24 protein-coding genes are annotated in these 22,580 nt (G+C 72.0%); 14 read left to right on the forward strand and 10 right to left on the reverse strand.

Annotated features, from left to right (window positions below; translation table 11 throughout):
• The first annotated feature begins 18 nt into the window (after positions 1-18).
• Positions 19-663 (forward strand): PhzF family phenazine biosynthesis protein, encoded by a 645-nt coding sequence (locus ACZ67M_RS03845; protein ID WP_469849452.1) that lies wholly within the window; start codon positions 19-21, stop codon positions 661-663.
• A 67-nt stretch (positions 664-730) separates the two neighbouring features.
• Here ACZ67M_RS03845 and ACZ67M_RS03850 read toward each other — a convergent pair whose 3' ends face one another.
• The gene (locus ACZ67M_RS03850) at positions 731-1,378 is read right to left on the reverse strand and encodes a biliverdin-producing heme oxygenase (protein WP_361355364.1); all 648 of its coding nucleotides are present in this window, start codon (positions 1,376-1,378) and stop codon (positions 731-733) included.
• 129 nt (positions 1,379-1,507) lie between these two features.
• Entirely contained in the window at positions 1,508-2,365 is an 858-nt protein-coding gene (gene map, locus ACZ67M_RS03855) for a type I methionyl aminopeptidase (protein WP_122620416.1), read from the reverse strand.
• A gap of 58 nt (positions 2,366-2,423) precedes the next feature.
• Between map and ACZ67M_RS03860 the strand changes: the two genes are divergently transcribed.
• On the forward strand, positions 2,424-2,654 hold the full coding sequence (locus ACZ67M_RS03860; protein WP_361355366.1) for a hypothetical protein: 231 nt from the start codon (positions 2,424-2,426) through the stop codon (positions 2,652-2,654).
• Between the two features lie 35 nt (positions 2,655-2,689).
• Here the strand turns inward: ACZ67M_RS03860 and ACZ67M_RS03865 are convergent, their stop codons facing one another.
• Together ACZ67M_RS03865 and ACZ67M_RS03870 are read right to left on the reverse strand one after the other, a co-directional pair.
• Positions 2,690-4,006, reverse strand: coding sequence for an MFS transporter (locus tag ACZ67M_RS03865; protein WP_392100431.1), 1,317 nt, complete (start codon positions 4,004-4,006; stop codon positions 2,690-2,692).
• Positions 4,007-4,073: 67 nt separating this feature from the next.
• Positions 4,074-4,688 (reverse strand): hypothetical protein, encoded by a 615-nt coding sequence (locus ACZ67M_RS03870; protein WP_234953998.1) that lies wholly within the window; start codon positions 4,686-4,688, stop codon positions 4,074-4,076.
• Positions 4,689-4,830: 142 nt separating this feature from the next.
• Between ACZ67M_RS03870 and npdG the strand changes: the two genes are divergently transcribed.
• A complete protein-coding gene (npdG, locus tag ACZ67M_RS03875; RefSeq protein ID WP_361355371.1) occupies positions 4,831-5,538 on the forward strand; it encodes an NADPH-dependent F420 reductase in 708 nt (235 codons plus the stop codon).
• 74 nt (positions 5,539-5,612) lie between these two features.
• Complete coding sequence (locus ACZ67M_RS03880) at positions 5,613-5,801, forward strand: hypothetical protein (RefSeq protein ID WP_122620420.1); 189 nt, start codon at positions 5,613-5,615, stop codon at positions 5,799-5,801.
• 6 nt (positions 5,802-5,807) lie between these two features.
• Here the strand turns inward: ACZ67M_RS03880 and ACZ67M_RS03885 are convergent, their stop codons facing one another.
• Positions 5,808-6,605, reverse strand: coding sequence for a site-2 protease family protein (locus ACZ67M_RS03885; RefSeq protein WP_122620421.1), 798 nt, complete (start codon positions 6,603-6,605; stop codon positions 5,808-5,810).
• Positions 6,606-6,769: 164 nt separating this feature from the next.
• On the opposite strand from ACZ67M_RS03885, the gene ACZ67M_RS03890 reads away from it, so the two are divergent.
• Entirely contained in the window at positions 6,770-10,111 is a 3,342-nt protein-coding gene (locus ACZ67M_RS03890; RefSeq protein WP_469849454.1) for an AfsR/SARP family transcriptional regulator, read from the forward strand.
• Positions 10,112-10,132: 21 nt separating this feature from the next.
• Here the strand turns inward: ACZ67M_RS03890 and ACZ67M_RS03895 are convergent, their stop codons facing one another.
• The 3 genes from ACZ67M_RS03895 to panB form a co-directional block, all read right to left on the reverse strand.
• Positions 10,133-10,945, reverse strand: a complete 813-nt coding sequence (locus tag ACZ67M_RS03895; RefSeq protein WP_122620423.1) for an ABC transporter permease — start codon at positions 10,943-10,945, stop codon at positions 10,133-10,135.
• Positions 10,942-11,967 carry an ATP-binding cassette domain-containing protein gene (locus tag ACZ67M_RS03900; RefSeq protein ID WP_361355376.1) on the reverse strand — a complete coding sequence of 342 codons (1,026 nt, stop codon included), beginning with the start codon at positions 11,965-11,967 and terminating at the stop codon, positions 10,942-10,944. Before ACZ67M_RS03900 ends, ACZ67M_RS03895 begins: the two co-directional genes overlap by 4 nt.
• A 162-nt stretch (positions 11,968-12,129) precedes the next feature.
• Positions 12,130-13,005, reverse strand: coding sequence for a 3-methyl-2-oxobutanoate hydroxymethyltransferase (gene panB, locus ACZ67M_RS03905; protein ID WP_469849456.1), 876 nt, complete (start codon positions 13,003-13,005; stop codon positions 12,130-12,132).
• A gap of 307 nt (positions 13,006-13,312) precedes the next feature.
• Here panB and ACZ67M_RS03910 point away from each other — a divergent pair, with 307 nt between their 5' ends.
• The 5 genes from ACZ67M_RS03910 (at position 13,313) to ACZ67M_RS03930 (ending at position 17,908) form a co-directional block, all read left to right on the forward strand.
• Positions 13,313-14,365: an endonuclease/exonuclease/phosphatase family protein gene (locus ACZ67M_RS03910; RefSeq protein WP_361355378.1), complete on the forward strand. Its 1,053-nt coding sequence runs from the start codon at positions 13,313-13,315 to the stop codon at positions 14,363-14,365.
• A gap of 101 nt (positions 14,366-14,466) precedes the next feature.
• Positions 14,467-15,687, forward strand: a complete 1,221-nt coding sequence (locus ACZ67M_RS03915) for an MFS transporter (RefSeq protein WP_469849457.1) — start codon at positions 14,467-14,469, stop codon at positions 15,685-15,687.
• 92 nt (positions 15,688-15,779) lie between these two features.
• On the forward strand, positions 15,780-16,718 hold the full coding sequence (locus tag ACZ67M_RS03920) for a MerR family transcriptional regulator (RefSeq protein WP_469849459.1): 939 nt from the start codon (positions 15,780-15,782) through the stop codon (positions 16,716-16,718).
• Positions 16,719-16,850: 132 nt separating this feature from the next.
• Positions 16,851-17,702, forward strand: a complete 852-nt coding sequence (locus tag ACZ67M_RS03925; protein ID WP_469849460.1) for a helix-turn-helix domain-containing protein — start codon at positions 16,851-16,853, stop codon at positions 17,700-17,702.
• Positions 17,699-17,908, forward strand: a complete 210-nt coding sequence (locus ACZ67M_RS03930; RefSeq protein ID WP_393729237.1) for a DUF397 domain-containing protein — start codon at positions 17,699-17,701, stop codon at positions 17,906-17,908. Before ACZ67M_RS03925 ends, ACZ67M_RS03930 begins: the two co-directional genes overlap by 4 nt.
• A gap of 16 nt (positions 17,909-17,924) precedes the next feature.
• Here the strand turns inward: ACZ67M_RS03930 and ACZ67M_RS03935 are convergent, their stop codons facing one another.
• A complete protein-coding gene (locus ACZ67M_RS03935) occupies positions 17,925-18,134 on the reverse strand; it encodes a hypothetical protein (RefSeq protein WP_385803696.1) in 210 nt (69 codons plus the stop codon).
• A gap of 596 nt (positions 18,135-18,730) precedes the next feature.
• Between ACZ67M_RS03935 and ACZ67M_RS03940 the strand changes: the two genes are divergently transcribed.
• On the forward strand, positions 18,731-19,099 hold the full coding sequence (locus tag ACZ67M_RS03940) for an RNHCP domain-containing protein (protein ID WP_392234968.1): 369 nt from the start codon (positions 18,731-18,733) through the stop codon (positions 19,097-19,099).
• A gap of 26 nt (positions 19,100-19,125) precedes the next feature.
• On the forward strand, positions 19,126-19,548 hold the full coding sequence (locus ACZ67M_RS03945) for an RNHCP domain-containing protein (protein ID WP_361355389.1): 423 nt from the start codon (positions 19,126-19,128) through the stop codon (positions 19,546-19,548).
• A gap of 84 nt (positions 19,549-19,632) precedes the next feature.
• On the opposite strand, the gene glnA is transcribed toward ACZ67M_RS03945, so the two are convergent.
• Positions 19,633-20,994, reverse strand: coding sequence for a type I glutamate--ammonia ligase (gene glnA, locus ACZ67M_RS03950; RefSeq protein WP_122620453.1), 1,362 nt, complete (start codon positions 20,992-20,994; stop codon positions 19,633-19,635).
• Between the two features lie 292 nt (positions 20,995-21,286).
• Here glnA and ACZ67M_RS03955 point away from each other — a divergent pair, with 292 nt between their 5' ends.
• Together ACZ67M_RS03955 and ACZ67M_RS03960 are read left to right on the forward strand one after the other, a co-directional pair.
• Positions 21,287-21,955 (forward strand): DUF3105 domain-containing protein, encoded by a 669-nt coding sequence (locus tag ACZ67M_RS03955; protein WP_450730882.1) that lies wholly within the window; start codon positions 21,287-21,289, stop codon positions 21,953-21,955.
• Positions 21,952-22,578 carry a DUF305 domain-containing protein gene (locus ACZ67M_RS03960; RefSeq protein WP_392008988.1) on the forward strand — a complete coding sequence of 209 codons (627 nt, stop codon included), beginning with the start codon at positions 21,952-21,954 and terminating at the stop codon, positions 22,576-22,578. The genes ACZ67M_RS03955 and ACZ67M_RS03960 overlap by 4 nt, the downstream gene beginning before the upstream one ends.
• Positions 22,579-22,580: the final 2 nt, after the last annotated feature.

The following is a 22,580-nucleotide window of genomic DNA, read 5'->3' on the forward strand; positions in this document are numbered from 1 at the left end:
CGATGCTTGAATGCTTCGGTGACTGACTACGACGTACTGCGCGTCTTCTGCGCGCCGAACGGCGGATACGGCAACGAGCTGGGCGTCGTCCGGGAGGGCTCCGTGGTGCCCGAGCCGGGGCAGCGGCAGGAGCTGGCCGCGAAACTCGGCTTCAGCGAGACGGTGTTCGTCGACGACCCGGAGCGCGGCGTCGTCGACATCTACACGCCCACCCTGCGCCTGCCCTTCGCCGGACACCCCTGCGTCGGCACGGCCTGGCTGCTCGACGTGCCCGAACTCGTCACCCCGGCCGGGGTGGTGGGCGCCCGGCTGGACGGGGAGTTCAGCTGGATCGAGGCCCGCCCCGAGTGGGCCCCGCCGCGCACCCTGCGCCAGTACGCCACCGCCGCCGAGGTGGACGAGCTGCCGGTGCCGCCGCCGGGGGAGTGGGTGTATGCCTGGGCGTGGGAGGACGAGGCGGCGGGGCGGGTGCGGGCCCGTGCCTTCCCGGGCCGGGGCGACGGCATCGACGAGGACGAGGCGACCGGTGCGGCGGCGCTGCTGCTGACGGGGCGGCTGGGCCGCGCGCTCAACATCACGCAGGGCGCCGGCTCGCAGATCCTCACCGCCCCGCAGCCGGAGGGCTGGGTCGAGATCGGCGGGCGGGTGCGTCTGGAGCGGTGACCGCGACGGCCCCCTCCCGGCCCGAGCCGGGAGGGGACCGTCGTCGTACGCCGGTGTCCGGGCCGGATCAGGCCGACAGCGGGAACTCCTCGCCCAGCGCCCGGAAGACCCCCGTGTTCAGGGCGAAGGCGCGCTTGCACTCGGCCACCACCCGCTGCTTCTCCAGGTCGTCCGCGCGGATGCCGTCGAGCAGTTCGCGGTACTCCCGCTTGAAGGCGGCCGGGTTGCCGATCTCCTCGAAGACGTAGAAGCGGACTCCGTCGCCCTTGCGGGCGAAGCCCCACGTCCGCTCCGCCTTGTCGCGGATGATCTGACCGCCGGACAGGTCGCCGAGGTAGCGCGTGTAGTGGTGGGCGACGTATCCCGCGGGCCACTCCTCGGCGCACTCGCGCACCCGGGCGGCGTACTCCTCCGTCGCGGGCAGGGCGGTCAGCCCCGCACGCCAGCCGGGACCGCGCAGATGGGCCAGGTCCCGCTCCAGCGAGGCCAGCCGCAGCAGCTGCGGACGGATGAACGGACCCGCCACCGGGTCCGCCGCGAGGCGGTCGGCGGCGCTCTCCAGGGCTTCGTAGACGAACCACAGCTGCTCGGTGTAGCGCGCGTACGCGTCGACGCCGAGCCGGCCGCCGAGCAGGTCGCTCATGAACGTGGAGGTCTCGGCCTCCACGTGCTGCTCGTGCGACGCCGTGCGGATGAGGGTCGAGAAGGAGTCCATGGGCCGATTTTCTATGGTTAGGCTTACCTAAGTCAAGAGTCTTTCCGACGGTCTGTCGGCAAAAGCCTACCCAGACACGTGAAGGCCCGCACATCGAAGAGTGCGGGCCTTCACCGGGCGCGGTGGGGACTACGGGAGGGTGAGGATCTCCGCCCCCGAGTCGGTCACCACCAGCGTGTGCTCGAACTGGGCCGTCCGCCGGCGGTCCTTCGTCACGACCGTCCAGCCGTCGTCCCACATGTCGTACTCGTGCGTCCCGAGCGTCAGCATCGGCTCGATGGTGAAGGTCATCCCGGGCTGGATGACGGTCGTCGCGTGCGGGCTGTCGTAGTGCGGGACGATGAGCCCCGAGTGGAACGACGTGTTGATGCCGTGCCCGGTGAAGTCCCGCACCACCCCGTACCCGAACCGCTTGGCGTACGACTCGATGACCCGGCCGATGATGTTGATCTGCCGTCCCGGCCGGACCGCCTTGATCGCGCGGGCCAGCGCTTCCCGGGTCCGCTCGACCAGCAGCCGGCTCTCCTCGTCCACCTCGCCGACCAGGTACGTCGCGTTGTTGTCACCGTGCACACCGCCGATGTACGCCGTCACGTCGAGGTTCACGATGTCGCCGTCGCGCAGCACCGTGGAGTCCGGGATGCCGTGGCAGATGACCTCGTTGACCGAGCTGCACAGCGACTTGGGGAAACCGCGGTAACCGAGCGTCGACGGGTAGGCGCCGTGGTCGCACATGTAGGCGTGCGCCACCCGGTCCAGCTCGTCCGTCGTCACACCGGGCGCGATGAGCTTCGCGGCCTCCTCCATCGCCCGCGCCGCGATCCGCCCGGCCACGCGCATCGCCTCGACGGTCTCGGGCGTCTGCACCTCCGGACCGGTGTACGGCGTGGGTGCGGGCTTCCCGACGTACTCGGGCCGCCGGATGTTTCCGGGCACGGAACGGGTGGGAGACAGCTCCCCTGGTACGAGCAGCGACTGGCCAGACATGCGAAGGAGTCTAACCAGCGGGCATGGGGGAACATGTCGGTGGCGAGAGGAGCTGGTCATGGCCCTGTTCAAGAAGCGCACGGTCGGCAAGCCGGGCGAGTGGTACTACTGCCTGGAGCACAAGAAGGTCGAGGAGGGCCCGGACTGCCCGGCGAAGAACCGATTCGGGCCGTACGCCTCCCGCACCGAGGCCGAGCACGCGATGCAGACCGCCCGCGAGCGCAACCTCGAATGGGAGAACGACCCCAAGTGGCACGACGCCCCCGCGGGCCGTCCCGACGACGAGTGACCGGACGCCTGACCGGGCCTCGGCACGGGGCCTGATCAGGCGTCCGGCGTGCGGGCGGCCGCGCGCTTCGCACGCAGCCGCACCGCGTGCTCGTTGGTCCGCACGTCGTACGTCATCATCGTCGGCAGACACAGCGCCAGCAGCCCCACCGCTCCCGCGCACAGCAGCCCGCCCGACCACACCGACGCCCGCACCCCCGCGAGCGCGGCCGTGCCGCCCGCCCGGACCTGGCCCAGCTGCGGGCCCACCGAGTACGACAGCAGCTCGATGCCCGCGAGGCGCCCGCGCAACTCGTCCGGGATGGTCTGGTTCCACATCGCGCTGCGGAAGACGCCGCTGACCATGTCGCAGGCGCCGGCCAGGACGAAGCACAGCAGCACCAGCCACACGTTCCCGGCGATCCCCGCGGCGGCGATCGCCACACCCCACCCGGCCGCCGCCAGCACCACCATCCGCCCGTGCCGGTGCACCCGCGACGTCCACCCGCTGCTCACGCTCACCAGCAGCGACCCCGCCGGGATCGCCGCGTACATCAGGCCCAGCGACCACTCGGCGTCCAGCTCGTCCGCCAGGAACGGCAGCACCGCGAGCGGCATCGCCAGGAACATCGCCGCCAGGTCGACCGCGTACGTGCCCAGCAGCTCCTTGCGGCTCCACGCGTACCGGGCGCCCTCGGCGATCGCCGCCCACGACGGCTTCGCCGCCTCGTGCGAGGCGGGTGCGGAGGCGAGACCCACCACCAGGGCCACCGAGGCGAGGAAGGTGACCAGGTCCACCGCGTACGCCCAGCCGAGGCCGGCGTACGCCACCACCACACCGGCCAGCGCCGGCCCGGCGATCCCGCCGACCTGCCAGCGCAGCGCGTTCAGCGAGGCGGCGGCCGGCAGGTGCTCATGGGCGACGATCCGCGGGATCAGCGCGTCCAGGGCGGGGCGCTGGACCGCCCCGAGCGCCGAGGTGAGCGCGGCGATCACGTAGAGCGGCCACACGGCGGGGCTCGGCATCAGCGAGTTGACCAGCAGCGCGGCGCACAGCACGCCCTGACCGGCCTCCGTCCATACGATCAGCTTCCGCTTGTCCCAGGCGTCGGCCAGCGCGCCGCCGTAGAGCCCGAACACCACCAGCGGCACCAGCTCCACGGCGCCGATCGCACCCACGGCCGCCGCGGACCCGGTCAGCTCCTTGATCTGCACCGGCAGCGCGACGAAGGTCAGGAAGCTCCCGAAGGTCGTGATCAGCCCGGCGACCCAGAGCCGCCGGAAGTCCCGGGAGGCCCGCCAGGGAGAGAGGTCGGGCAGCAGGGCACGCAGGCCGACGGGCACGTCGGCGGAAACGGGGGAGGCTTCGGTCACGAGGAGCCATCGTCGGGCCGGGCGGAGAACCACGGCAACCGGTTTTCCCGGGACGCCGGACCGGCCGTCACCAGCCGGACGGAGGCGGGGCCGTCAGGTGGTCGGCCAGGCGGGACAGGCGGTCGCGGAAGCGGCGGCGGCCCCGCGGCGGCGGCACCGCGTTCTCGCCGGCCGCCGCGCTGACCAGGTGCTGCACCGTGTCCAGGTCCAGCTCGGCGCCGTCCGGCACGGTCAGCGCCTCGTGCGCCATCGCCGTCAGCTCCCGCTCGCCCGGGCCGCGGTCGGTGCCCAGCGACAGCACCGTCGCACCGGCCCGGCGGGCGTCGTGCACCCGTTCCAGCAGCGGAGCGCCCGGATCGGCGGGCGTCACCACGAGCAGCGTCTCCCCGCGCCGGGCCGCCGCCAGCCGCCCGAGGCCCACCGCCAGATGCGCCGGGTCCGTGGGACGCGCGTCGTGCCGCACCAGCGTGGGCGCCAGTTCCGGCGTCCCCGACCAGGCGGCCTCGTCCACCAGGTGCGCCGCCAGGTGCCAGGGCTCGTGCTCGGCGGTGCCCACGAGCAGCAGCCCGCCCCCGTGCGGGACCACCGACCCCCGCAGCGCCCCCGCGAACCTCCGGGTGGCCCCCAGCCACTCGGTCCCGGCGAGCACTTCCCGCAGCAGCGCGACCCGTACGGCGTCCATGCGGCCGCATCCTGCCGCAACCCCGCCCGCCCGGTCCGGCGTTCGCCCCGGATTCGCCCGACCCGGGGATACCGGAAAGGGCCCGCCGCCGGCGCCGAGACCCGTACGACCGTCGTGACCGGGGCGGACGTAGGGTCGGCCCATGACCTCTACCGACAGTGCCGCACAGAAGGCCCCCGCCAAGGACCCCTGGGACCTGCCCGACGTCTCCGGGCTGGTCGTGGGCGTGCTCGGCGGCACCGGCCCGCAGGGCAAGGGCCTCGCGTACCGCCTCGCCAGGGCCGGCCAGAAGGTGATCATCGGCTCGCGCGCCGCCGAACGCGCGGAGGCCGCCGCCGCGGAACTCGGGCACGGCGTCGAGGGCGCCGACAACGCCGAGACCGCCCGCCGCAGCGACATCGTGATCGTCGCGGTGCCCTGGGAGGGCCACGGCAAGACCCTCGAATCCCTGCGCGCGGAACTGGCCGGCAAGCTCGTCGTCGACTGCGTCAACCCGCTCGGCTTCGACAAGAAGGGCGCCTACGCGCTCAAGCCCGAGGAGGGCAGCGCCGCCGAGCAGGCCGCCGCCCTGCTGCCGGACAGCAGGGTCACCGCCGCCTTCCACCACCTTTCGGCGGTCCTCCTCCAGGACCCGGAGATCGACGAGATCGACACCGACGTGATGGTGCTCGGCGAGGAGCGCGCCGACGTGGAGCGGGTGCAGGCACTCGCCGCACGCATCCCCGGCATGCGCGGCATCTTCGCCGGACGGCTGCGCAACGCCCACCAGGTCGAGTCGCTGGTCGCCAACCTCATCTCCGTCAACCGCCGCTACAAGGCACACGCCGGGCTCCGCGTCACGGACGTGTGAGCCGATGGGGGACACTGGTGGGGTGCCGCGGTACCCGCGTCACCCGCACGTGTCCCCCGACAGGAGCCAGCCCCATGCCCCGCCTCGCCCTCTACGCCCTGGTCGTCTGCGTCCTCGCGGTGACCGCCGCCGTCGTCTCCTTCGTGCAGGGCAGCGTGCTGATCGGCGTCGTGTGGGTGCTGCTGTCGGGGCTGTCGTCCAACATGTGCTGGTACTACGTCAAGCGCGGCCGGGACACCCGGCGCGAGTCCGTCACGGGCTGAGCGCCGTCACCCGGCGACCGTGCACAGCTCGTCGGTCTGCCAGAACCGGTACAGCTCGAAGCCGCAGTACGTGTCGACCTCGCCGATCCCCAGCCCGCGCAGAATCGCGTCGATCGCGTCGAAGAACACCCCGTTGACGGCCGGGATCCACAGCAGCGCGAACACGATCAGCAGCCCGAACGGCGCGAGCGGCTCCACCTGCCGCCGCACGTTGTACGACAGCCAGGGCTCGATCACCCCGTAGCCGTCCAGACCCGGCACCGGCAGGAAGTTCAGGATCGCCGCCGTCACCTGGAGCAGCGCGAGGAAGGCCAGCGCCAGCCGGAAGTCGCGCGGCACGCCGTCCAGCGCGTCCAGCCAGAACGGCGCCGTGCACACCACGGCGAACAGGACGTTCGTCAGCGGACCCGCGGCCGAGATCAGACTGTGCCGCCACCGCCCCCGGATCCGCCCGCGCTCGATGAAGACGGCACCGCCGGGTAGCCCGATCCCGCCCATGATCACGAACAGCACCGGCAGCACGATGCTCAGCAGAGCATGGGTGTATTTGACCGGATTCAGCGTGAGATAGCCCTTCGCGCCGACCGAGATGTCCCCGCTGTGCAGCGCGGTGCGGGCGTGCGCGTACTCGTGCAGGCACAGCGAGACGACCCACGCCGCCGTCACGAACAGGAAGAGGGCCAGCCCCGGCTGCTCTGCGAACCCACTCCAGGTGGCCCACCCGGTGACCGCGGCGACGGCGACGATCCCGAGGAAGACGGGACTGACCCGCCGGTCACTGGGGCGGGCGGTGGCGGTGGTCATGGAACTCCCTGGTGCTCGAACACACGTAAGACCTGCGGGACTGCCCGACCGTACCGGGCCCACCGGCAAAACGTCCCGCGGGTGCCGGGCGGTTCCGGGAGAGCGCCCCGCCGTGCCGCCAAAACCCCGTGACCGGCTCCGACCGCACCAGGGACAATGGGGCCGTGCGCTATCGCATCCTCGGCACCACACAGGTTTTCCGTCCCGACGGCACGGCCGTCCCGCTCGGCGGGGCACGGCTGCGTGCGCTGCTGACCGTGCTCGCGCTCAGGTCGGGCCGCGCCGTGCCCGTGGGGCTGCTGGTGGAGGAGGTGTGGGACGGGGATCCGCCCGCCGACGCGCAGGGAGCCCTCCAGGCACTGGTCGGGCGGCTGCGCCGGGCGCTCGGCGCGGACGCGGTCGCCTCGGCCGACGGCGGGTACCGGCTCACCGCCGCCCCGGACGACGTCGACCTGCACCGCTTCGACCGGCTGGTCGGAGAGGGCGGCCGCGCCCTCGCCGACGGCGACCCCGCGAAGGCGGCCGTCGTGCTCGACGACGCCCTCGCCCTGTGGCGCGGCCCCGCCCTCGCCGACCTGCCCGACCGCACCGCCGACGCGGCCCGCTGGGAGACCAGGCACCTGGACGCCCTGCGCGCCCGGCACACCGCCGCCCTCGACCTGGGGGCGGCCGAGCGCTCCCTGCCCGAGCTGACGGCGCTGTGCGACGGCCACCCCCTGGACGAGTCCCTCCAGGCGCTGCGGCTGCGCGCCCTGCGTGACACCGGCCGCACCGCCGAGGCACTGGCCGCCTACGAGGCCGTACGGCACCTGCTCGCGGACCGGCTCGGCACCGACCCGGGGCCCGAGCTGCGGGCCCTGCACGCGGAACTGCTCGCGCCCGGGCAACGGGCGACGCCCACCGCACCCGGCGACCGGCCCGCGTCCGGTGACCGGCCCGCGCCCGCCGAGTCACCCCGCGAGGCGGCCGCCCGCCCCCGGGGCAACCTCCGTGCCCGGCTCACCTCCTTCGTCGGCCGGGACGCCGACCTGGAGTGCCTGCGCGCCGACCTGGCGACCACGCGTCTCGTCACCCTCCTCGGGCCCGGCGGCGCCGGAAAGACCCGCCTGTCGCAGGAGGCCGCCGAGGGCGCCGGGGACACCGCACCGGACGGCGTGTGGCTCGCCGAACTGGCCCCCGTCGACGACCCCGACGCCGTACCCGAGGCCGTGCTGACCGCCCTCGGCGCCCGCGAGACCGTGCTGTACGGAGCGGGTGCCGAGGAGATGCGGGCGGTCGGCGCCGACCGGCGGGCCACCGCCGTCGAGCGCCTCGTGGAGCACTGCGGCCGGCGCCGCATGCTGATCGTCCTCGACAACTGCGAGCACGTCGTCGAGGCCGCCGCCCGCCTCACCGAGGAACTGCTCGCCCGCTGCCCCCGCCTGACCGTCCTCGCCACCAGCCGCGAACCCCTCGGCGTACCGGGGGAGTCCCTGCGCCCGGTGGAGCCGCTGCCCGAACCCGCCGCGCTCCGGCTGCTCGCCGACCGCGGCGCGGCCGCCCGCCCCGGCTTCCGCCCCGACGCCGACGAGGACACCGCCGCCGCCTGCGCCGAGATCTGCCGCCGCCTCGACGGCCTGCCGCTGGCCATCGAACTGGCCGCCGCCCGGCTGCGCATGCTCACCCCGCGTCAGATCGCCGACCGCCTGGACGACCGCTTCCGCCTGCTCACCTCCGGCAGCCGCACCGTCCTGCCCCGCCAGCAGACGCTGCGCGCGGTGGTCGACTGGTCCTGGGACCTGCTGGACGCCGACGAGCGGGAGGTGCTGGGCCGGCTCTCCGTCTTCGCCGGCGGCTGCGACCTCGCCGCCGCCGAGGCCGTGTGCGGGCCCGCCGCCCTGGACGCCCTCGGCTCCCTCGTCGACAAGTCCCTCGTCGTCGCCGCGCCCGTGACCGACCGGCAGACCGGCGAGGGCATGCGCTACCGGCTCCTGGAGACCGTTGCCGAGTACGCGGGCGAACGCCTCGACGAGACCGGCGGCCGGGCCGCCGCCGAACGCGCCCACCTGACGCACTACCGCGAATTCGCCCGCACCACCGACCCGTTGCTGCGCGGCCCGCAGCAGCTCGCCGCCATCGAGCGGCTGGAGCGCGAGTACGAGAACGTGCGCACCGCCCTGCGCCACGCCATCGTGGAGCGCGACGAGCAGGAGGCGCTGTCCCTCGCCCTGTCCCTGGGCTGGTACTGGCAGATGCGCGACCTGCGGGTGGAGGCCCGGAACTGGTTCGTCGAGATCATGGCCCTCGGCCCCGACCCCTTCGCCGAACCGGTCCGCCCCGCTCTGCCGGTGTGGGAGCGCTGTACCGCCGCCCCGCCCCCGATGACCGGCGAGATCCTCGCCGAGGCCCGGCGCGGCATCCACCTGGCCCACCTGGCCTGCATGGACACGGAACTGGACGCCTGGCAGCGGCCCGCGGCCCAGAGCAAGCTGCGGGTCATCGCGGCGACGTACGAGCCGGGCATGCCGCAGACCTGCCGCAGCCCCGGGGTGCTCTGGTTCTTCGCCGTGCTGCTCGCCGGCGACGTCGAGCGGCTGCGCGAGATCCAGGACGCCACCGTGCGGACCTGCCGCGAGACCCCGGGCTACGAGTGGGAGCTGGCCGGCGCCCTCCAGATGCGCGCCAACATGCTGGCCAACCGCACCGACTGGGCGGGCGACGCCGCCCGCGACGCCGACGAGTCGCTGGAGATCTACGGCCGCCTCGGCGACGCCTGGGGCATGGCCGAGGCCCTCTCCGGGCGGGCGGAGGCCCGCGAACGCACCGGCGAGTACGCGCTCGCCGCCGCCGACTACCGCACCGCCGCCGAACACGCCGAGCGGCTCGGCGCGCACGCCCAGGTGGACGTCCTCGACGCCCGCCTCGGCAGCGTGCTGCTGGAGGCGGGCGACGAGGAGGAGGGCGAGCGCATCCTGCGCGACGTGATCGAGCGGAACCGCGGCGCCGGTCACAACGGCGCGATGCCCGCCGCCCGGCTCTTCCTCGCCGGCCACCTCGGCATGACCGGCCGCACCGTCGAGGCGAGTGAGCAACTGCGTCTGCTGCGCGAGGAGTTCACCATCGCGCACTTCGTGGTCTTCGACGCCTTCATCCTCGCCGCTGAGGCATGGCTCGCCACGCTGGAGGACCGGCACGAGGAGTGCCTGACCAAGGTCCGCCTGTCCCTGGAGCGGGCCGACGACCCGCTGTCCGCGGCCATCGCCCCGCACATGCGGTCCGCCTACCTGACCATCGCCGCGATGGCGATGGCCCGCGTGGACGGCGGGCGCCGGGCCGCGGACGGCGCACGCTGCATGGGCGCCGCCGAGGCGATGCTGCCGCCCGGCCACGTCTCGTCCGGCATGGAGCGGGACGCGCGCGTCCGGGCCGTCGAGCGGGTGCGCTCGGTGCTCGGCGCCGAGGCGTACGACGCCGCGTACGCCGAGGGCGGCCGCCTCTCCCCCGGGGAGGCCGTCGCCCTCGTATGACGCGTACGACGCGTACGTGACTCAGCTCTTCGTGCGGAACTTGTGGATGGCGACCGGTGCCATCACCGCCGTGATCGCCACCGACCAGCCGAGCGTGATCCACAGGTCGTGCGCGACCGGACCGCCCACCATGAGGCCGCGCGCCGCGTCGGCGAGCGTGGACAGCGGGTTGTAGTCGGTGAAGGCCTGGAGCCAGCCCGGCATCGACTGCGGCGGCGCGAAGATCGAGGAACCGAACTGGAGCGGGAACAGCACGAGGAAGCCCATCGCCTGCACGGACTGCGCGTTCTTGAGGATCACCCCGAGGGTGAGGAACACCCACATGATCGACGAGGCGAACACCGCGGACAGCCCCACGGCCGCGAACAGCCCGACCCAGTGGTTGATGTCGAAGCCGACCAGCACGGCGACGATCATCAGCACGGCGGTGGCGAAGAGCATCCGCACCATCTCCACCGCGATCTTCGCGAAGAGCACCGAGCCGCGCCCGATCGGCAGCGACCGGAAGCGGTCCATGACACCGGAGTTGAAGTCCTGGCTGAACCCGGTGCCGACGCCCTGGGACAGCGTCATGCTCATCATCGCGATCATGCCGGGGATCACGTACTGCACGTAGCCGTCCTGCCCGCCGCCCAGGGCCTGGCCGATCGACCCGCCGAAGACGTACACGAACAGCAGGGTGAAGACGACCGGCATCAGCAGCGCGTCGAACATCGACTCCGGGTCCTGCCGGATCCAGAGCAGGTTGCGGCGGACCAGGGCGCTGGTGTGACGGGCGTGGCCGCGCAGCGAGATGCGGGCGTCGTCCGTGGGAGTGGTGGTGGCGGCGCTCATACGGCGACCTCCTCGCGGGCGTCGGTGGGCGCGGGGTCCTGCGGAGCACTGGCGCGGTGGCCGGTGAGGGACAGGAAGACCTCGTCCAGGCTGGGCAGTTCGGTGGTGATGGAGCCGATGGTGATGCCACGCGCGGTGACCGCGCCGACCACGGCGGTCAGCTGCTCGTCGCTCAGGATCGGCACCAGGACGTCGCCGCGCTGCGTGTCGACCGTGCTGCTGGCCAGCCCGGTGATGCCCAGCTCGTCCAGGAAGGCGGCGAGCGGGCGCAGTTGCAGCGGGTCGGCCGGGCGGACGCGCAGGGTGCGGCCGCCGACCTTGGCCTTCAGCTCCTCGATGCCGCCGTTCGCGATGACCTGGCCGCGGTCGACGACGGTCAGCTCGGAGGCGAGCTGCTCGGCCTCCTCCATGTACTGGGTGGTGAGCAGCACGGTGACGCCGTCGCCGACCATCCGCTTGACCTCGTCCCACACCTCGTTGCGGGTGCGGGGGTCCAGGCCGGTGGTGGGCTCGTCGAGGAAGAGGACCTTCGGGCGCCCGATCATGGACGCCGCCAGGTCGAGGCGGCGCCGCATGCCGCCGGAGTAGGTGGCCGCGGGCCGCTTGCCGGCGTCGGTGAGCGAGAACCGCTCCAGCAGTTCGTCGGCCCGGGCACGCGACTCCTTGCGCGGCAGGTCCAGGAGCCGGCCGATCATGTACAGGTTCTCCCAGCCGGGGAGCTTCTCGTCCACGGACGCGTACTGCCCGGTGAGACCAATGACCCTCCGCAGCTGCCGGGGCTGCCGTACGACGTCGTAGCCGGCGACGTGCGCCTGGCCGGAGTCGGGTGCGAGGAGGGTGGACAGGATGCGGACGAGGGTGGTCTTGCCGGCGCCGTTCGGTCCGAGCACACCCATCACGGTGCCCTCGCGCACGTCCAGGTCGACACCGTCCAGCGCCTTGGTCTCGCCGTAGTGCTTGACCAGCCCCCGTACGGTGACCGCGGCGTCCGCGGCCGAGGGGTTGTCGTCGATTCGCTTCATGCCGACGACGTTGTCAGCCCCCACCGACAAACCGCCGACAGAGCGCCGACAGCCACCGACAGACGTCCGACACCCCCGGCATCCCGCCGACGGCGCCGCGAAACCACCGGCCCCGCCGACGGGGGAAGATCGGCGGGGCCGGTGTCGTACCGCGGTGGCTTGTCAGTGGACGGAGTGCTCGTCCTGCGGGAAGGTGCCGCCGACGACGTCCTCGGCGTACGCCTTCGCCGCGTCGCCGAGGACCTGGCGCAGGTCGGCGTACTGCTTGACGAACTTCGGCATCCGGCCGCCGGTCAGCCCGAGCATGTCGGTCCACACCAGCACCTGGGCGTCGGTCTCGACGCCCGCGCCGATGCCGACGGTCGGGATGTGCAGCGTCCGGGTCACCTCGGCGGCCAGCTCGGCCGGCACCAGCTCCAGGACGACCGCGAAGGCGCCCGCGTCCTGCACGGCCTTGGCGTCGCGCAGCAGCTGCTGGGCCGCCTCCTCGCCGCGGCCCTGCACCCGGTAGCCCATGGCGTTCACGGACTGCGGGGTGAGGCCGATGTGGGCCATCACGGGGATGCCGGACTCGACGAGCAGCCGGATCTGCTCGTGCGACCGCTCGCCGCCCTCCAGCTTGACCGCGCCGACCCCGGCCTCCTTGACCAGGCGGGTCGCCGAGCGCAGCGCCTGCACCGGGCCCTCCTGGTAGGAGCCGAAGGGCAGGTCGCCGACGATCAGGGCGCGGCTGGTGCCCCGTACGACGGCGGCCGAGAGCATCGTCATCTCGTCCAGGGTGACGGGCACGGTCGACTCGTACCCGAGGTGGCAGTTGCCCGCGGAGTCGCCGACGAGCATCACCGGGATGCCGGACTCGTCGAAGACGGACGCGGTCATCGCGTCGTACGCGGTGAGCATGGGCCACTTCTCGCCGCGCTCCTTGGCGGCGGTGATGTCCCGGACGGTGATGCGACGGTTGATCTTGCCCCCGTACAGCGCCCTGCTCCCGTCCCCGGGGGTGCGCTGCGGCGTCGGGGCAGCCGAAAGCTGCGTCATGGCAACGGCTCCTTCATGTCATCTCGAGGCGCCCTGACGGCGTCCCCGGATCCCCTCCATGGTGGCACCTCCGCAGTCCCTCCGGCTAGGGGACCCTCGTCACGTGCCACCGATCGGCTCACGGGGTGAAATGTGCCCGTTCTGTCACAGAGCGACCCGGCCCGCAGCGATGTGGAACTCCTCGCGGCGACTCGTTCGTCCCAGTGCCCGTACGGCCGTCGAAGGACGGCAGGATCGGAACCGATCATCCCCTATGGTGCTGAGTCACGGGGGCGACGGTGAGCACGGCGGGCAGTGAGGCGACGGTATGGCGCAGCAGGCGTACATGACGGAGACGGACAACGGCGGCTCGGATCCCGAGCACCGGGGGAACCGGCTTCGGCGCCTGGTCGGCCGGGTGGTCACCGGCTGGCGCGGCGACCGGCGGATCTGGACCCGGGGCCTGGTCACGGCCGCGGTCGCGCTCCTGCTCTCCGCGGTCATGGCGGCCCACTCGCACATCCCGAACGCCATCGGAAACCTCGGCAGCCTCACCGAAACCTTCCTGCCGTGGTTCGGCCTCCTGATTCCGGTCCTGCTGGTGATCGCCGTGGTCCGCAAGTCGGCGACGGCGCTGATCGCGCTGGTGGTGCCGGTGAGCGTGTGGCTGAACCTCTTCGGCGGCCTGCTCTTCGACAAGACCGGCACCGGCGGCGATCTCACGGTGGCCACGCACAACGTGAACGCCGACAACGCCGACCCGGCCGGCACTGCCCGCGCCGTGTCCGCGGCGGGCGCCGACGTGCTGGCCCTGGAGGAGCTGAAGGCGTCCGCCGTACCGACGTACGAGAAGGCGCTGGAGTCGAAGTACCCCCACCACGCCGTCGTCGGCACCGTGGGGCTGTGGAGCAAGTACCCGGTCGCCGACGTGCGGGCGGTGGACATCCAGCTGGGCTGGAAGCGCGCGATGCGCGCCACCGTCACCACCCCGTCCGGGCCGCTCGCGGTGTACGTCGCCCACCTGCCCTCCGTCCGGGTGAAGCTGGAGGCGGGGTTCACCGCCCGGCAGCGGGACAAGAGCGCCGACGCCCTCGGCGAGGCCATCGCCGACGAGAAGCTGCCCCGCAAGATCCTCCTCGGCGACCTCAACGGCACCATGAACGACCGCTCGCTCACCGCGATCACCTCGCAGATGCGCTCCCCGCAGGGCGCCGTCGGCAGCGGCTTCGGCTTCAGCTGGCCGGCGTCCTTCCCGATGGCCCGCATCGACCAGATCCTGGTCGACGGGGTCGAGCCGATGACGAGCTGGACCCTCCCGTCGACGGGCAGCGACCACCTGCCGATCGCCGCGCGTGTGAAGGTCGACACAACGGCCTCCTGAAGTTCGCCCGTGGAATACCTGCCCTGAGAGCCTTTGTTCCGTAGGGGAACATACAGTCGTCCCTCCCTTACGCACTCCGCTCTCGAAAGGCACGCCCCCTTATGCCCCTGGCCCTGCTCGCCCTTGCCGTGGGCGCCTTCGGCATCGGTACCACCGAGTTCGTGATGATGGGCCTGCTGCCCGACGTCGCGGACGACCTGAACATCTCCATCCCCACCGCGGGCCACCTCGTGTCGGCCTACGCGCTGGGCGTCGTCATCGGCGCCCCGCTGCTGGCGGCGGCGACCACGCGGATGTCCCGCCGCTCCGTCCTCATCGCCCTGATGGCGCTCTTCGTGCTGGGCAACGCCCTGTCGGCCGTGGCACCCGGTGAGATCTCCCTGCTCGCCGCCCGCTTCGTCAGCGGCCTGCCGCACGGTGCCTTCTTCGGCGTCGGCGCGGTCGTCGCCACCGGCATGGTGGCCCCCGAACGCAAGGCCCGCTCCGTCTCTCTCATGTTCCTGGGCCTCACCGTCGCGAACATCGTCGGCGTGCCGGCGGCCACCGCCATGGGCCAGGCGCTCGGCTGGCGGGCCACCTTCCTCGGCGTGAGCGCGATCGGCGTGGCGGCGATAGCGGCCCTGGCCGTCCTGATCCCGCGCGAGAACGCCCCCGCCCCCACCACGGGCCTGCGCGGCGAACTGGCCGCCCTGCGCTCCCTGCCGGTCTGGCTGGCGCTCGGCACCACGGTCGCGGGCTTCGGCGCGCTCTTCGCGGCGTACAGCTACATCACGCCGATGCTGACGGACGCCGCCGGCTTCGCGGACGCGAGCGTGACGCTGCTGCTGGCCCTCTTCGGTGTCGGCGCCACCGCGGGCAACCTGCTCGGCGGCCGCCTGGCCGACCACTCCCTGCGCGGCACCCTCTTCGGCGGCCTCGCCTCGCTGGTCGTGGTCCTCGCCCTCTTCCCCGTCCTGATGCGCACGCCGGTCACGGCGGCCGTGTCGGTGGCCCTGCTCGGCATGGCCGCCTTCGTCACCGGCTCCCCCCTCCAGCTGATGGTGATGGAGAAGGCCACCGCGGCCCCGTCCCTCGCCTCCTCGGCCAACCAGGCCGCCTTCAACCTCGCGAACGCCGGCGGCGCCTGGATCGGCGGCCTGGCCCTCGCGGCGGGCTTCGGCGTCACGTCCCCGGCCCTGGCGGGCGCGGCGCTGGCGGTGCTCGGGCTGGGGGTCGCGGGGGCGGCCTGGGCGGTGGACCGGCGGGCGGCCGTGACGGCCACGGCCCGCGAGCGCGTGGTGGCGGCACACATGCCGGAGGGTGTTGAGCGGGTGCGGGGGTGAGGGCCGCCCGCAGGTCCGAGCGCGCCTCGTTTCCGCCTCCGTCCCGCCTGGACACTTGAGTCTCCAGTAGGGGGAGACGCGAAGGTGGGGGCATGGACGGCGACACGCTCTACTCGATCGGCGAACTCGCTCGGCGGACCGGTCTCACGGTCAAGACCGTTCGGTTCTACTCCGATCGCGGAATCGTGGCGCCGACGGACCGCAGCCCGGCCGGCTACCGCCTCTACAGCATCGACGCCGTCGCACGCCTGGACCTCGTGCGGACCCTGCGCGAGCTGGGACTGGACCTTCCCACGATCCGCGGGGTCGTGGACCGCGAGCTCTCGCTTCCCGAGGTCGCCGCGGCGCACGCCGAGGCACTGGCAGTGCAGATCCGCGTCCTGCGCCTGCGCCGCGCGGTGCTGACGGCGGTGGCCGAGCGCGGGTCCACACCTGAGGAGACGGAACTCATGCACCGGCTGGCCCAGCTCTCCAAGGACGAACGCCGACGTCTGATCGACGATTTCCTGGAGGTCGCCTTCGGCGGTCTCGGTGCCGCTCCCGCCTTCGCGGGGGTCAAGCGCTCGATGACACCCGAGTTGCCCGACGATCCGGACGCAGAGCAGGTCCAGGCGTGGGTGGAGTTGGCCGAAATATCCCTGGACCAGGATTTCCGGGCCGTCGTGCGGGGGCTGGCCGAGGAGCAGGCTGCTGAGCAGGCCCGAAGCGACACGATGGGCCCGCGGCGCGACATTGCCGCAGTCGTCGGGCACCAGGCCGGCCCGGCCATGGCCGCCGGCATTGCCGCTGCCTCGCCCGAGGCCGATCCGATCGTCGCGGCGTTCACGGCGCACTACGCGCAACTCCTCGGCCGCCCCGACGACGTCGAGCTTCGCCGCCGGCTGGCAACTCGGCTGGAGAGCGTGAACGACCCCCGCCGGGAGCGGTACCTCCAACTCCTCGCAGTGGTCAACGGCTGGCCGGCCCCGGAGAGTCTGGCTCCAGTGCTCGACTGGTCCGTTGAGGCTTTGCGCGTCCGGACCCCGCGATGACGGGGAGTAGCTCATGCCGCGTCCGTCGTGTCACCCGATGGCGTGGGCGTAGTCCGTTCCCGGCACCACGGCGTGGTCACGGTCCCTACGGTGTCGCCTGTCGCGATACGACGCGTACGAGGAGGGGTGCGGATGTCGGTGAACGGCGAGACGGACGAGCCGGGCTGGGAGGTCGACCCGGACGACGAGTGGGGCGTGGCGGTCCTGGCCACGGTCGGGCGGCAGCTGAGGCTGCGGCGCGAGGCGCTGGGGCTGCGGGCCGGTGACTTCGGCATCGCCGTCGGCTACGGGGAGGACCTCGTCTACAAGGTCGAGGGCGGGAAGCGGATCCCTCGCCGGGAGTACCTGGAGAAGGCGGACCAGGTGCTCGATGCGGGCGGGCTTCTCGCGGCCACCTGGGAGGACGTGAAGAAGGTCCGGTACCCCAAGCAGGTGCGGGACTTGGCGAAGCTGGAGTCGCGGGCCGTCGAGTCGCTCTCGTACGGCAGCTACAGCCTCCACGGGCTGTTGCAGACCGAGGAGTACGCGCGCGCCCTCCTCGGCAGGAGGCGACCGGCCCTCACGGAGGACGAGGTGGAGAACGCCGTCGCCGCGCGTATGGGCCGGAAGGCGATGTTTGAACGTTCCCCCGCCCCTGAACTCAGCTTCGTCCAGGAAGAGGCGACCCTCAGGCGTCCCGTGGGAGGCATGATGGTTCTACGGCGACAGCTCGAACACCTGCTGGAGGTCGAGCAATTGCGGCACGTGGAGATCCAGGTCATGCCGACGTCCCGTGGTGATCATCCGGGAGGTGGACGGATGCAGGTGCTCAAATTCGACGACGGCACGGCGGTCGGACGGGCCGACGACGAGTTCGGCGCCCGGCCGGTCACGGATCCCAGGCAGCTACGAATCCTCGAACTGCGCTATGGCAGTATCCGGGCCGAGGCACTGCCCGTCCGGGAGTCAGTGGCCTTCATCGAACAACTTCTGGGGGAGACATGAGCCATAAGGACGCATCCCGCCACCTCGCCGACCTGGCTTGGTTCAAGAGCAGTTACAGCGATACCAGCAACCCCAGCGACTGCGTAGAGGTCGCGATAACCCCCGCCACGATCCACATCCGCGACTCCAAGCGCCCCGACGGCCCTCGCCTCGCCGTCGCCCCGGAGGTCTGGACCGCGTTCGTGAGGCGGCCCCGGACACGGTGATCCGGGGCCGTACGGCTCAGGCCACCGTCGTGTGCGCGTCGCCGTGGGTCGCGGAGGCGCCGACGCCGGTGGTGAGGCCGAGGCAGCCGGACTCCGCGTGGAGGCCGGCGCCGAACTGGCCGTCGCCCGCTATCAGGGCCGCGCCGATGGCGATGTTGCCGCCGGACACCTGGTCAAGGGCCGCGTCGGAGATCTCAGCCGTTTCGACCTGGGGGACGAGGTTCATGGCAGGTCTTACCTTTCGTGCCGACGAAAATGGGGGAGCGGTACAACTCGGCACCGATCAAAGCACGGGGTGAACGCCCCACCCGTCTGCCGCCGTTGAGCCCTGAGCCCCAAAAATCCGTCGTACCTGCACACCGTTCATAGCAAGGTCGCACGGGAGGGGCGCGGCGGCGGCGCACCGGTCCGACCGCGCGCACACCCGGCCCCGGAGAGTCGCACGACCGGTGGGAAGCGTGAAGGGACAGGCTCTTTCCCTGACCACATTCGCACACTGATGAACGCGTCACGTCGAATTAATGTGTGGCACCTCTGGAAGGCGTCCTGTTAGCCTCACCAGGTCGTTCTGATTCGTTCTGGGCCAGTGTGCCCTGGAAATGGGTGTTTTATGTCCCGGCCCGCGCCGAGTGCGCCTCGCCGCACCGCGTAACCGTCCGCAGCCTTCGCCATCCGTTTTCTCTCCGGGTGGCTGCCGGACGTGTCCTCCGGTGTTCCGATCCGCCCGTCCGCCGTCCCGACGGCGTCATCGGGCTGCCTTCCGACGAGGCCACTCGGCCTGCTCTTGCTGTCTTGGTCAATCTCCCAGCAAGGAGCACCCGGATGTCCAGCCACACCTCCACCAACAACACTCTCGGCCTCAACACCTTCGCCTGCGCGTGGTGCGGGCTGACCGTGTCCGCGTACGCCGCCGACGGCGCGCCGCGCAACCACTGCCCGTCCTGCCTGCACTCACGCCACGTCCTCGACCATGTCGAGGGCGGTCCGAGCGACTGCGAGGGCCGGATGACCCCGATCGCCATCGCCGTGCTCCGCACCGGTGACTGGATGGTGATCCACCGCTGCGTGCGCTGCGACGAACTCACCTCCACCCCGGTCTGCGTGGACGACAACCAGCTCATCCTGATGCGCATGGCGGTCCGCCCGCTGGCCCAGCCGCCTTTCCCGCTCGAAGCGTTCGGGACTCTCTGACCGCCCGACAGGAAAGGAGCACCACCGTGTCACGCAACAATCGCAGCCGGCGTGGACGGCGCCGCCCGCAGCGGCACAAGGACGTCCCGCACGCCCAGGGCGGCGGCCACCGGGCCGACGGCTTCCGCTGCGTGTCCTGCCGGCTGGACGTCTCCCTGGGCGCCCCCGGCACCGCGCACCGCAACCACTGCCCGAACTGCCTGGCCAGCCTGCACGTCGACCGGAGGATCCCCGGCGACCGCGCAGCGGACTGCCGTGGGCGGATGGAGGCGCTGGGCATGTCGGTCCGTACCGACGGCGAGTGGGTGATCATCCACCAGTGCGTCTCATGCGGCGAGCTGAGCGCCAACCGCATCGCCGGTGACGACAACCCGCTCGTCCTGGTACGCCTCGCCCTCAGACCGCTGGCCGATCCGGAGGCCGCCGGCCGCGTCCTGCTCACCCTGTGACCGGGCCGCGCCCACCAGGCCATCAGCACCCCGGGCCGGCCGAAGCAGCGCAGCCCCAGGCCACTGGCCTGGGGCTGCGCCCCGCTACAGCACCGGCAACGACTTCCGCAGCTCGAAGGCGGTGACCTGCGACCGGTACTCCTCCCACTCCTGCCGCTTGTTGCGCAGGAAGAAGTCGAAGACGTGTTCGCCGAGCGTCTCGGCGACCAGGTCGCTGCGTTCCATCAGGGCGAGGGCCTCGCCGAGGTTCTGGGGGAGGGGCTCGATGCCGAGGGCACGGCGTTCCGCGTCGGAGAGGGCCCAGACGTCGTCCTCCGCGCCCGGCGGGAGTTCGTAGCCCTCCTCGATGCCCTTGAGGCCGGCGGCCAGCAGGACGGCGTAGGTGAGGTACGGGTTGGCGCCGGAGTCGATGGAGCGGACCTCGACGCGGGCCGAGCCGGTCTTGCCGGGCTTGTACATGGGGACGCGGACCAGCGCGGAGCGGTTGTTGTGGCCCCAGCAGATGTAGGAGGGGGCCTCGCCGCCCGCGCCGGCGGTGCGCTCGGAGCCGCCCCAGATGCGCTTGTACGAGTTCACCCACTGGTTGGTGACCGCCGAGATCTCCGCCGCGTGCCGCAGCAGGCCCGCGATGAAGGAGCGGCCGACCTTGGAGAGCTGGTACTCCGCGCCGGACTCGTAGAACGCGTTGCGGTCGCCCTCGAAGAGCGAGAGGTGCGAGTGCATGCCCGAGCCCGGGTACTCGGAGAAGGGCTTCGGCATGAAGGTGGCCTGGAGGCCCTGCTCCAGCGCCACCTGCTTCATGACCAGGCGGAACGTCATGATGTTGTCCGCCGTCGAGAGCGCGTCCGCGTAGCGCAGGTCGATCTCCTGCTGGCCCGGCGCGCCCTCGTGGTGCGAGAACTCCACCGAGATGCCCATCGACTCCAGCATGGTGATCGCCTGGCGGCGGAAGTCCATGCCGATGTTCTGCGGGGTGTGGTCGAAGTAGCCGGAGTTGTCGGCGGGGGTGGGGATCGAGCCGTCGACCGGCTTGTCCTTCAGCAGGAAGAACTCGATCTCCGGGTGGGTGTAGAAGGTGAACCCCAGGTCGGAGGTGCGGGCCAGGGCGCGCTTGAGGACGTAGCGCGGGTCCGCGAAGGACGGGGAGCCGTCCGGCATCAGGATGTCGCAGAACATGCGGGCCGTGCCGGGTGCCTCCGCGCGCCAGGGCAGGACCTGGAAGGTCGACGGGTCGGGCTTGGCGATCATGTCGGACTCGTAGACCCGGGCGAAGCCCTCGATGGCCGAGCCGTCGAAGCCGATGCCCTCGTCGAAGGCCTGCTCCAGCTCGGCGGGGGCCACGGCGACGGACTTGAGGAAGCCCAGCACGTCCGTGAACCAAAGGCGTACGAACCGGATGTCGCGCTCCTCCAGCGTCCGGATCACGAACTCCTGCTGCTTGTCCATCTTCCGTATCCCCATCCTCGCTGGTCAGGCCGCCTGTCTCCGGTACGGCGGGAGGCGGCCCCGCACCCGAGCATCACACCACAGCGCCGTTTCGAATGCGTTGCGGACCCCGGCCGGCCGGCCCACCCCATGACCGCAGCGTAGAGGCCACCTGTTCGATCGGGCCATTCCGGGGATCCGGCCGGGGCGGATCCTGTGATCTCCCTACGAAGGAGCGGCCCTCCACCCTTACGATCAGCGGACCCGGCCACCCCGCTCGATGGCAGAAGACTTCCCAGAAGGGCTGCACCCCATGGGTTCCGCGAAGAAGAACAGCAACACGGCGCGACAGGCCCGCATAGCCGAGATGCGGCGTGCCGAGGAGGCGCGCGAGCGCCGGAACCGGATCCTCACGATCGCGGTCAGCACCGTGGTGGTCGCCGGTCTCGTCGTCGGCGGCGTCTTCCTCGTCCGGGGACAGTCCGACGACTCCTCCGACGACACCGCGTCCGACGGCAAGACCTCCGGCAAGTTCGTCACCGGCGAGGACGGGGTCAAGACCTGGAAGGGCGACCTGGCCCGCAACCACGTCACCAAGAAGGTCAGTTACCCCGTGGACCCGCCGGTCGGCGGCGACCACAACCAGGTCTGGATGAACTGCAACGGCGACGTCTACACCAAGCCGCTGAACAACGAGAACGCCGTGCACTCGCTGGAGCACGGAGCGGTGTGGGTGACGTACACCGACGCGGCCCCGAAGGCCGACGTCGAGAAGCTGGCCGCCAAGGTCAAGAAGACGCCGTACTCGCTGATGAGCCCGGACGAGAAGCAGCAGGACCCGATCATGCTCACCGCCTGGGGCCACCAGCGCACGGTGACGGGCGCCGACGACCCGAACGTGGACAAGTTCTTCGAGAAGTTCGTCCAGGGCGAGCAGACCCCCGAGCCGGGGGCCGCGTGCACCAACGGGCTCTCCCAGTGACACCGAAACGGGCCGGCTGGACCGCGGGGGCCGCCGCCGCGGTCCTCGTCGCGGCCGGCGGCATCACCTACGCCGTCGCGGGCGACGACGGGGCGAGCCGGGTGCCGTCCGCCGACTCCGCGGACGCCGGGTTCGCGCGCGACATGTCGGTCCACCACCAGCAGGCCGTGGAGATGTCGTACGTCGTGCGCGACCGCACCGACGACGAGGAGGTGCGGCGGCTCGCGTACGACATCGCGCAGACCCAGGCCAACCAGCGGGGCATGATGATCGGCTGGCTCGACCTGTGGGGGCTGCCGAAGGTGTCGTCCGACCCGCCGATGAGCTGGATGGGGATGGGCGGGGCGCCGTCGGCCGGTGAGGGCTCCCTGATGCCCGGGATGGCCACCGACGCCGAGATGGCGAAACTCGGGACGCTGAACGGGAAACGGGCCGAGGTCTACTACCTCCAGCTGATGACCGAGCACCACAAGGGCGGCGTCCACATGGCCCGGGGCTGCGTCGAGAAGTGCACGGTCGGCGTGGAGAAGCGCCTGGCCGGCGGGATGGTGGAGTCGCAGGAGTCGGAGATCCGGCTGATGGCCGACCTGCTGGCGGAGCGGGGCGCGAAGCCCCGGACATGAGG

Source organism: Streptomyces sp. NPDC107500 (assembly GCF_055582785.1).

What these genes read in the sequence shown, in the direction of transcription:
- ACZ67M_RS03880 (WP_122620420.1), top strand. Translation starts at nt 5,613, where the DNA reads ATGCCCCGCCTCGCCCTCTACGCCCTGGTCGTCTGCGTCCTCGCGGTG.
- ACZ67M_RS03955 (WP_450730882.1), top strand. Translation starts at nt 21,287, where the DNA reads ATGGGTTCCGCGAAGAAGAACAGCAACACGGCGCGACAGGCCCGCATA.
- ACZ67M_RS03895 (WP_122620423.1), bottom strand. Translation starts at nt 10,945, where the DNA reads ATGAGCGCCGCCACCACCACTCCCACGGACGACGCCCGCATCTCGCTG.
- ACZ67M_RS03885 (WP_122620421.1), bottom strand. Translation starts at nt 6,605, where the DNA reads ATGACCACCGCCACCGCCCGCCCCAGTGACCGGCGGGTCAGTCCCGTC.
- ACZ67M_RS03870 (WP_234953998.1), bottom strand. Translation starts at nt 4,688, where the DNA reads ATGGACGCCGTACGGGTCGCGCTGCTGCGGGAAGTGCTCGCCGGGACC.
- ACZ67M_RS03920 (WP_469849459.1), top strand. Translation starts at nt 15,780, where the DNA reads ATGGACGGCGACACGCTCTACTCGATCGGCGAACTCGCTCGGCGGACC.
- ACZ67M_RS03925 (WP_469849460.1), top strand. Translation starts at nt 16,851, where the DNA reads ATGTCGGTGAACGGCGAGACGGACGAGCCGGGCTGGGAGGTCGACCCG.
- npdG (WP_361355371.1), top strand. Translation starts at nt 4,831, where the DNA reads ATGACCTCTACCGACAGTGCCGCACAGAAGGCCCCCGCCAAGGACCCC.
- ACZ67M_RS03930 (WP_393729237.1), top strand. Translation starts at nt 17,699, where the DNA reads ATGAGCCATAAGGACGCATCCCGCCACCTCGCCGACCTGGCTTGGTTC.
- map (WP_122620416.1), bottom strand. Translation starts at nt 2,365, where the DNA reads ATGTCTGGCCAGTCGCTGCTCGTACCAGGGGAGCTGTCTCCCACCCGT.
- panB (WP_469849456.1), bottom strand. Translation starts at nt 13,005, where the DNA reads ATGACGCAGCTTTCGGCTGCCCCGACGCCGCAGCGCACCCCCGGGGAC.
- ACZ67M_RS03900 (WP_361355376.1), bottom strand. Translation starts at nt 11,967, where the DNA reads ATGAAGCGAATCGACGACAACCCCTCGGCCGCGGACGCCGCGGTCACC.
- ACZ67M_RS03850 (WP_361355364.1), bottom strand. Translation starts at nt 1,378, where the DNA reads ATGGACTCCTTCTCGACCCTCATCCGCACGGCGTCGCACGAGCAGCAC.
- ACZ67M_RS03915 (WP_469849457.1), top strand. Translation starts at nt 14,467, where the DNA reads ATGCCCCTGGCCCTGCTCGCCCTTGCCGTGGGCGCCTTCGGCATCGGT.
- ACZ67M_RS03940 (WP_392234968.1), top strand. Translation starts at nt 18,731, where the DNA reads ATGTCCAGCCACACCTCCACCAACAACACTCTCGGCCTCAACACCTTC.
- ACZ67M_RS03860 (WP_361355366.1), top strand. Translation starts at nt 2,424, where the DNA reads ATGGCCCTGTTCAAGAAGCGCACGGTCGGCAAGCCGGGCGAGTGGTAC.
- ACZ67M_RS03935 (WP_385803696.1), bottom strand. Translation starts at nt 18,134, where the DNA reads ATGAACCTCGTCCCCCAGGTCGAAACGGCTGAGATCTCCGACGCGGCC.
- glnA (WP_122620453.1), bottom strand. Translation starts at nt 20,994, where the DNA reads ATGGACAAGCAGCAGGAGTTCGTGATCCGGACGCTGGAGGAGCGCGAC.
- ACZ67M_RS03910 (WP_361355378.1), top strand. Translation starts at nt 13,313, where the DNA reads ATGGCGCAGCAGGCGTACATGACGGAGACGGACAACGGCGGCTCGGAT.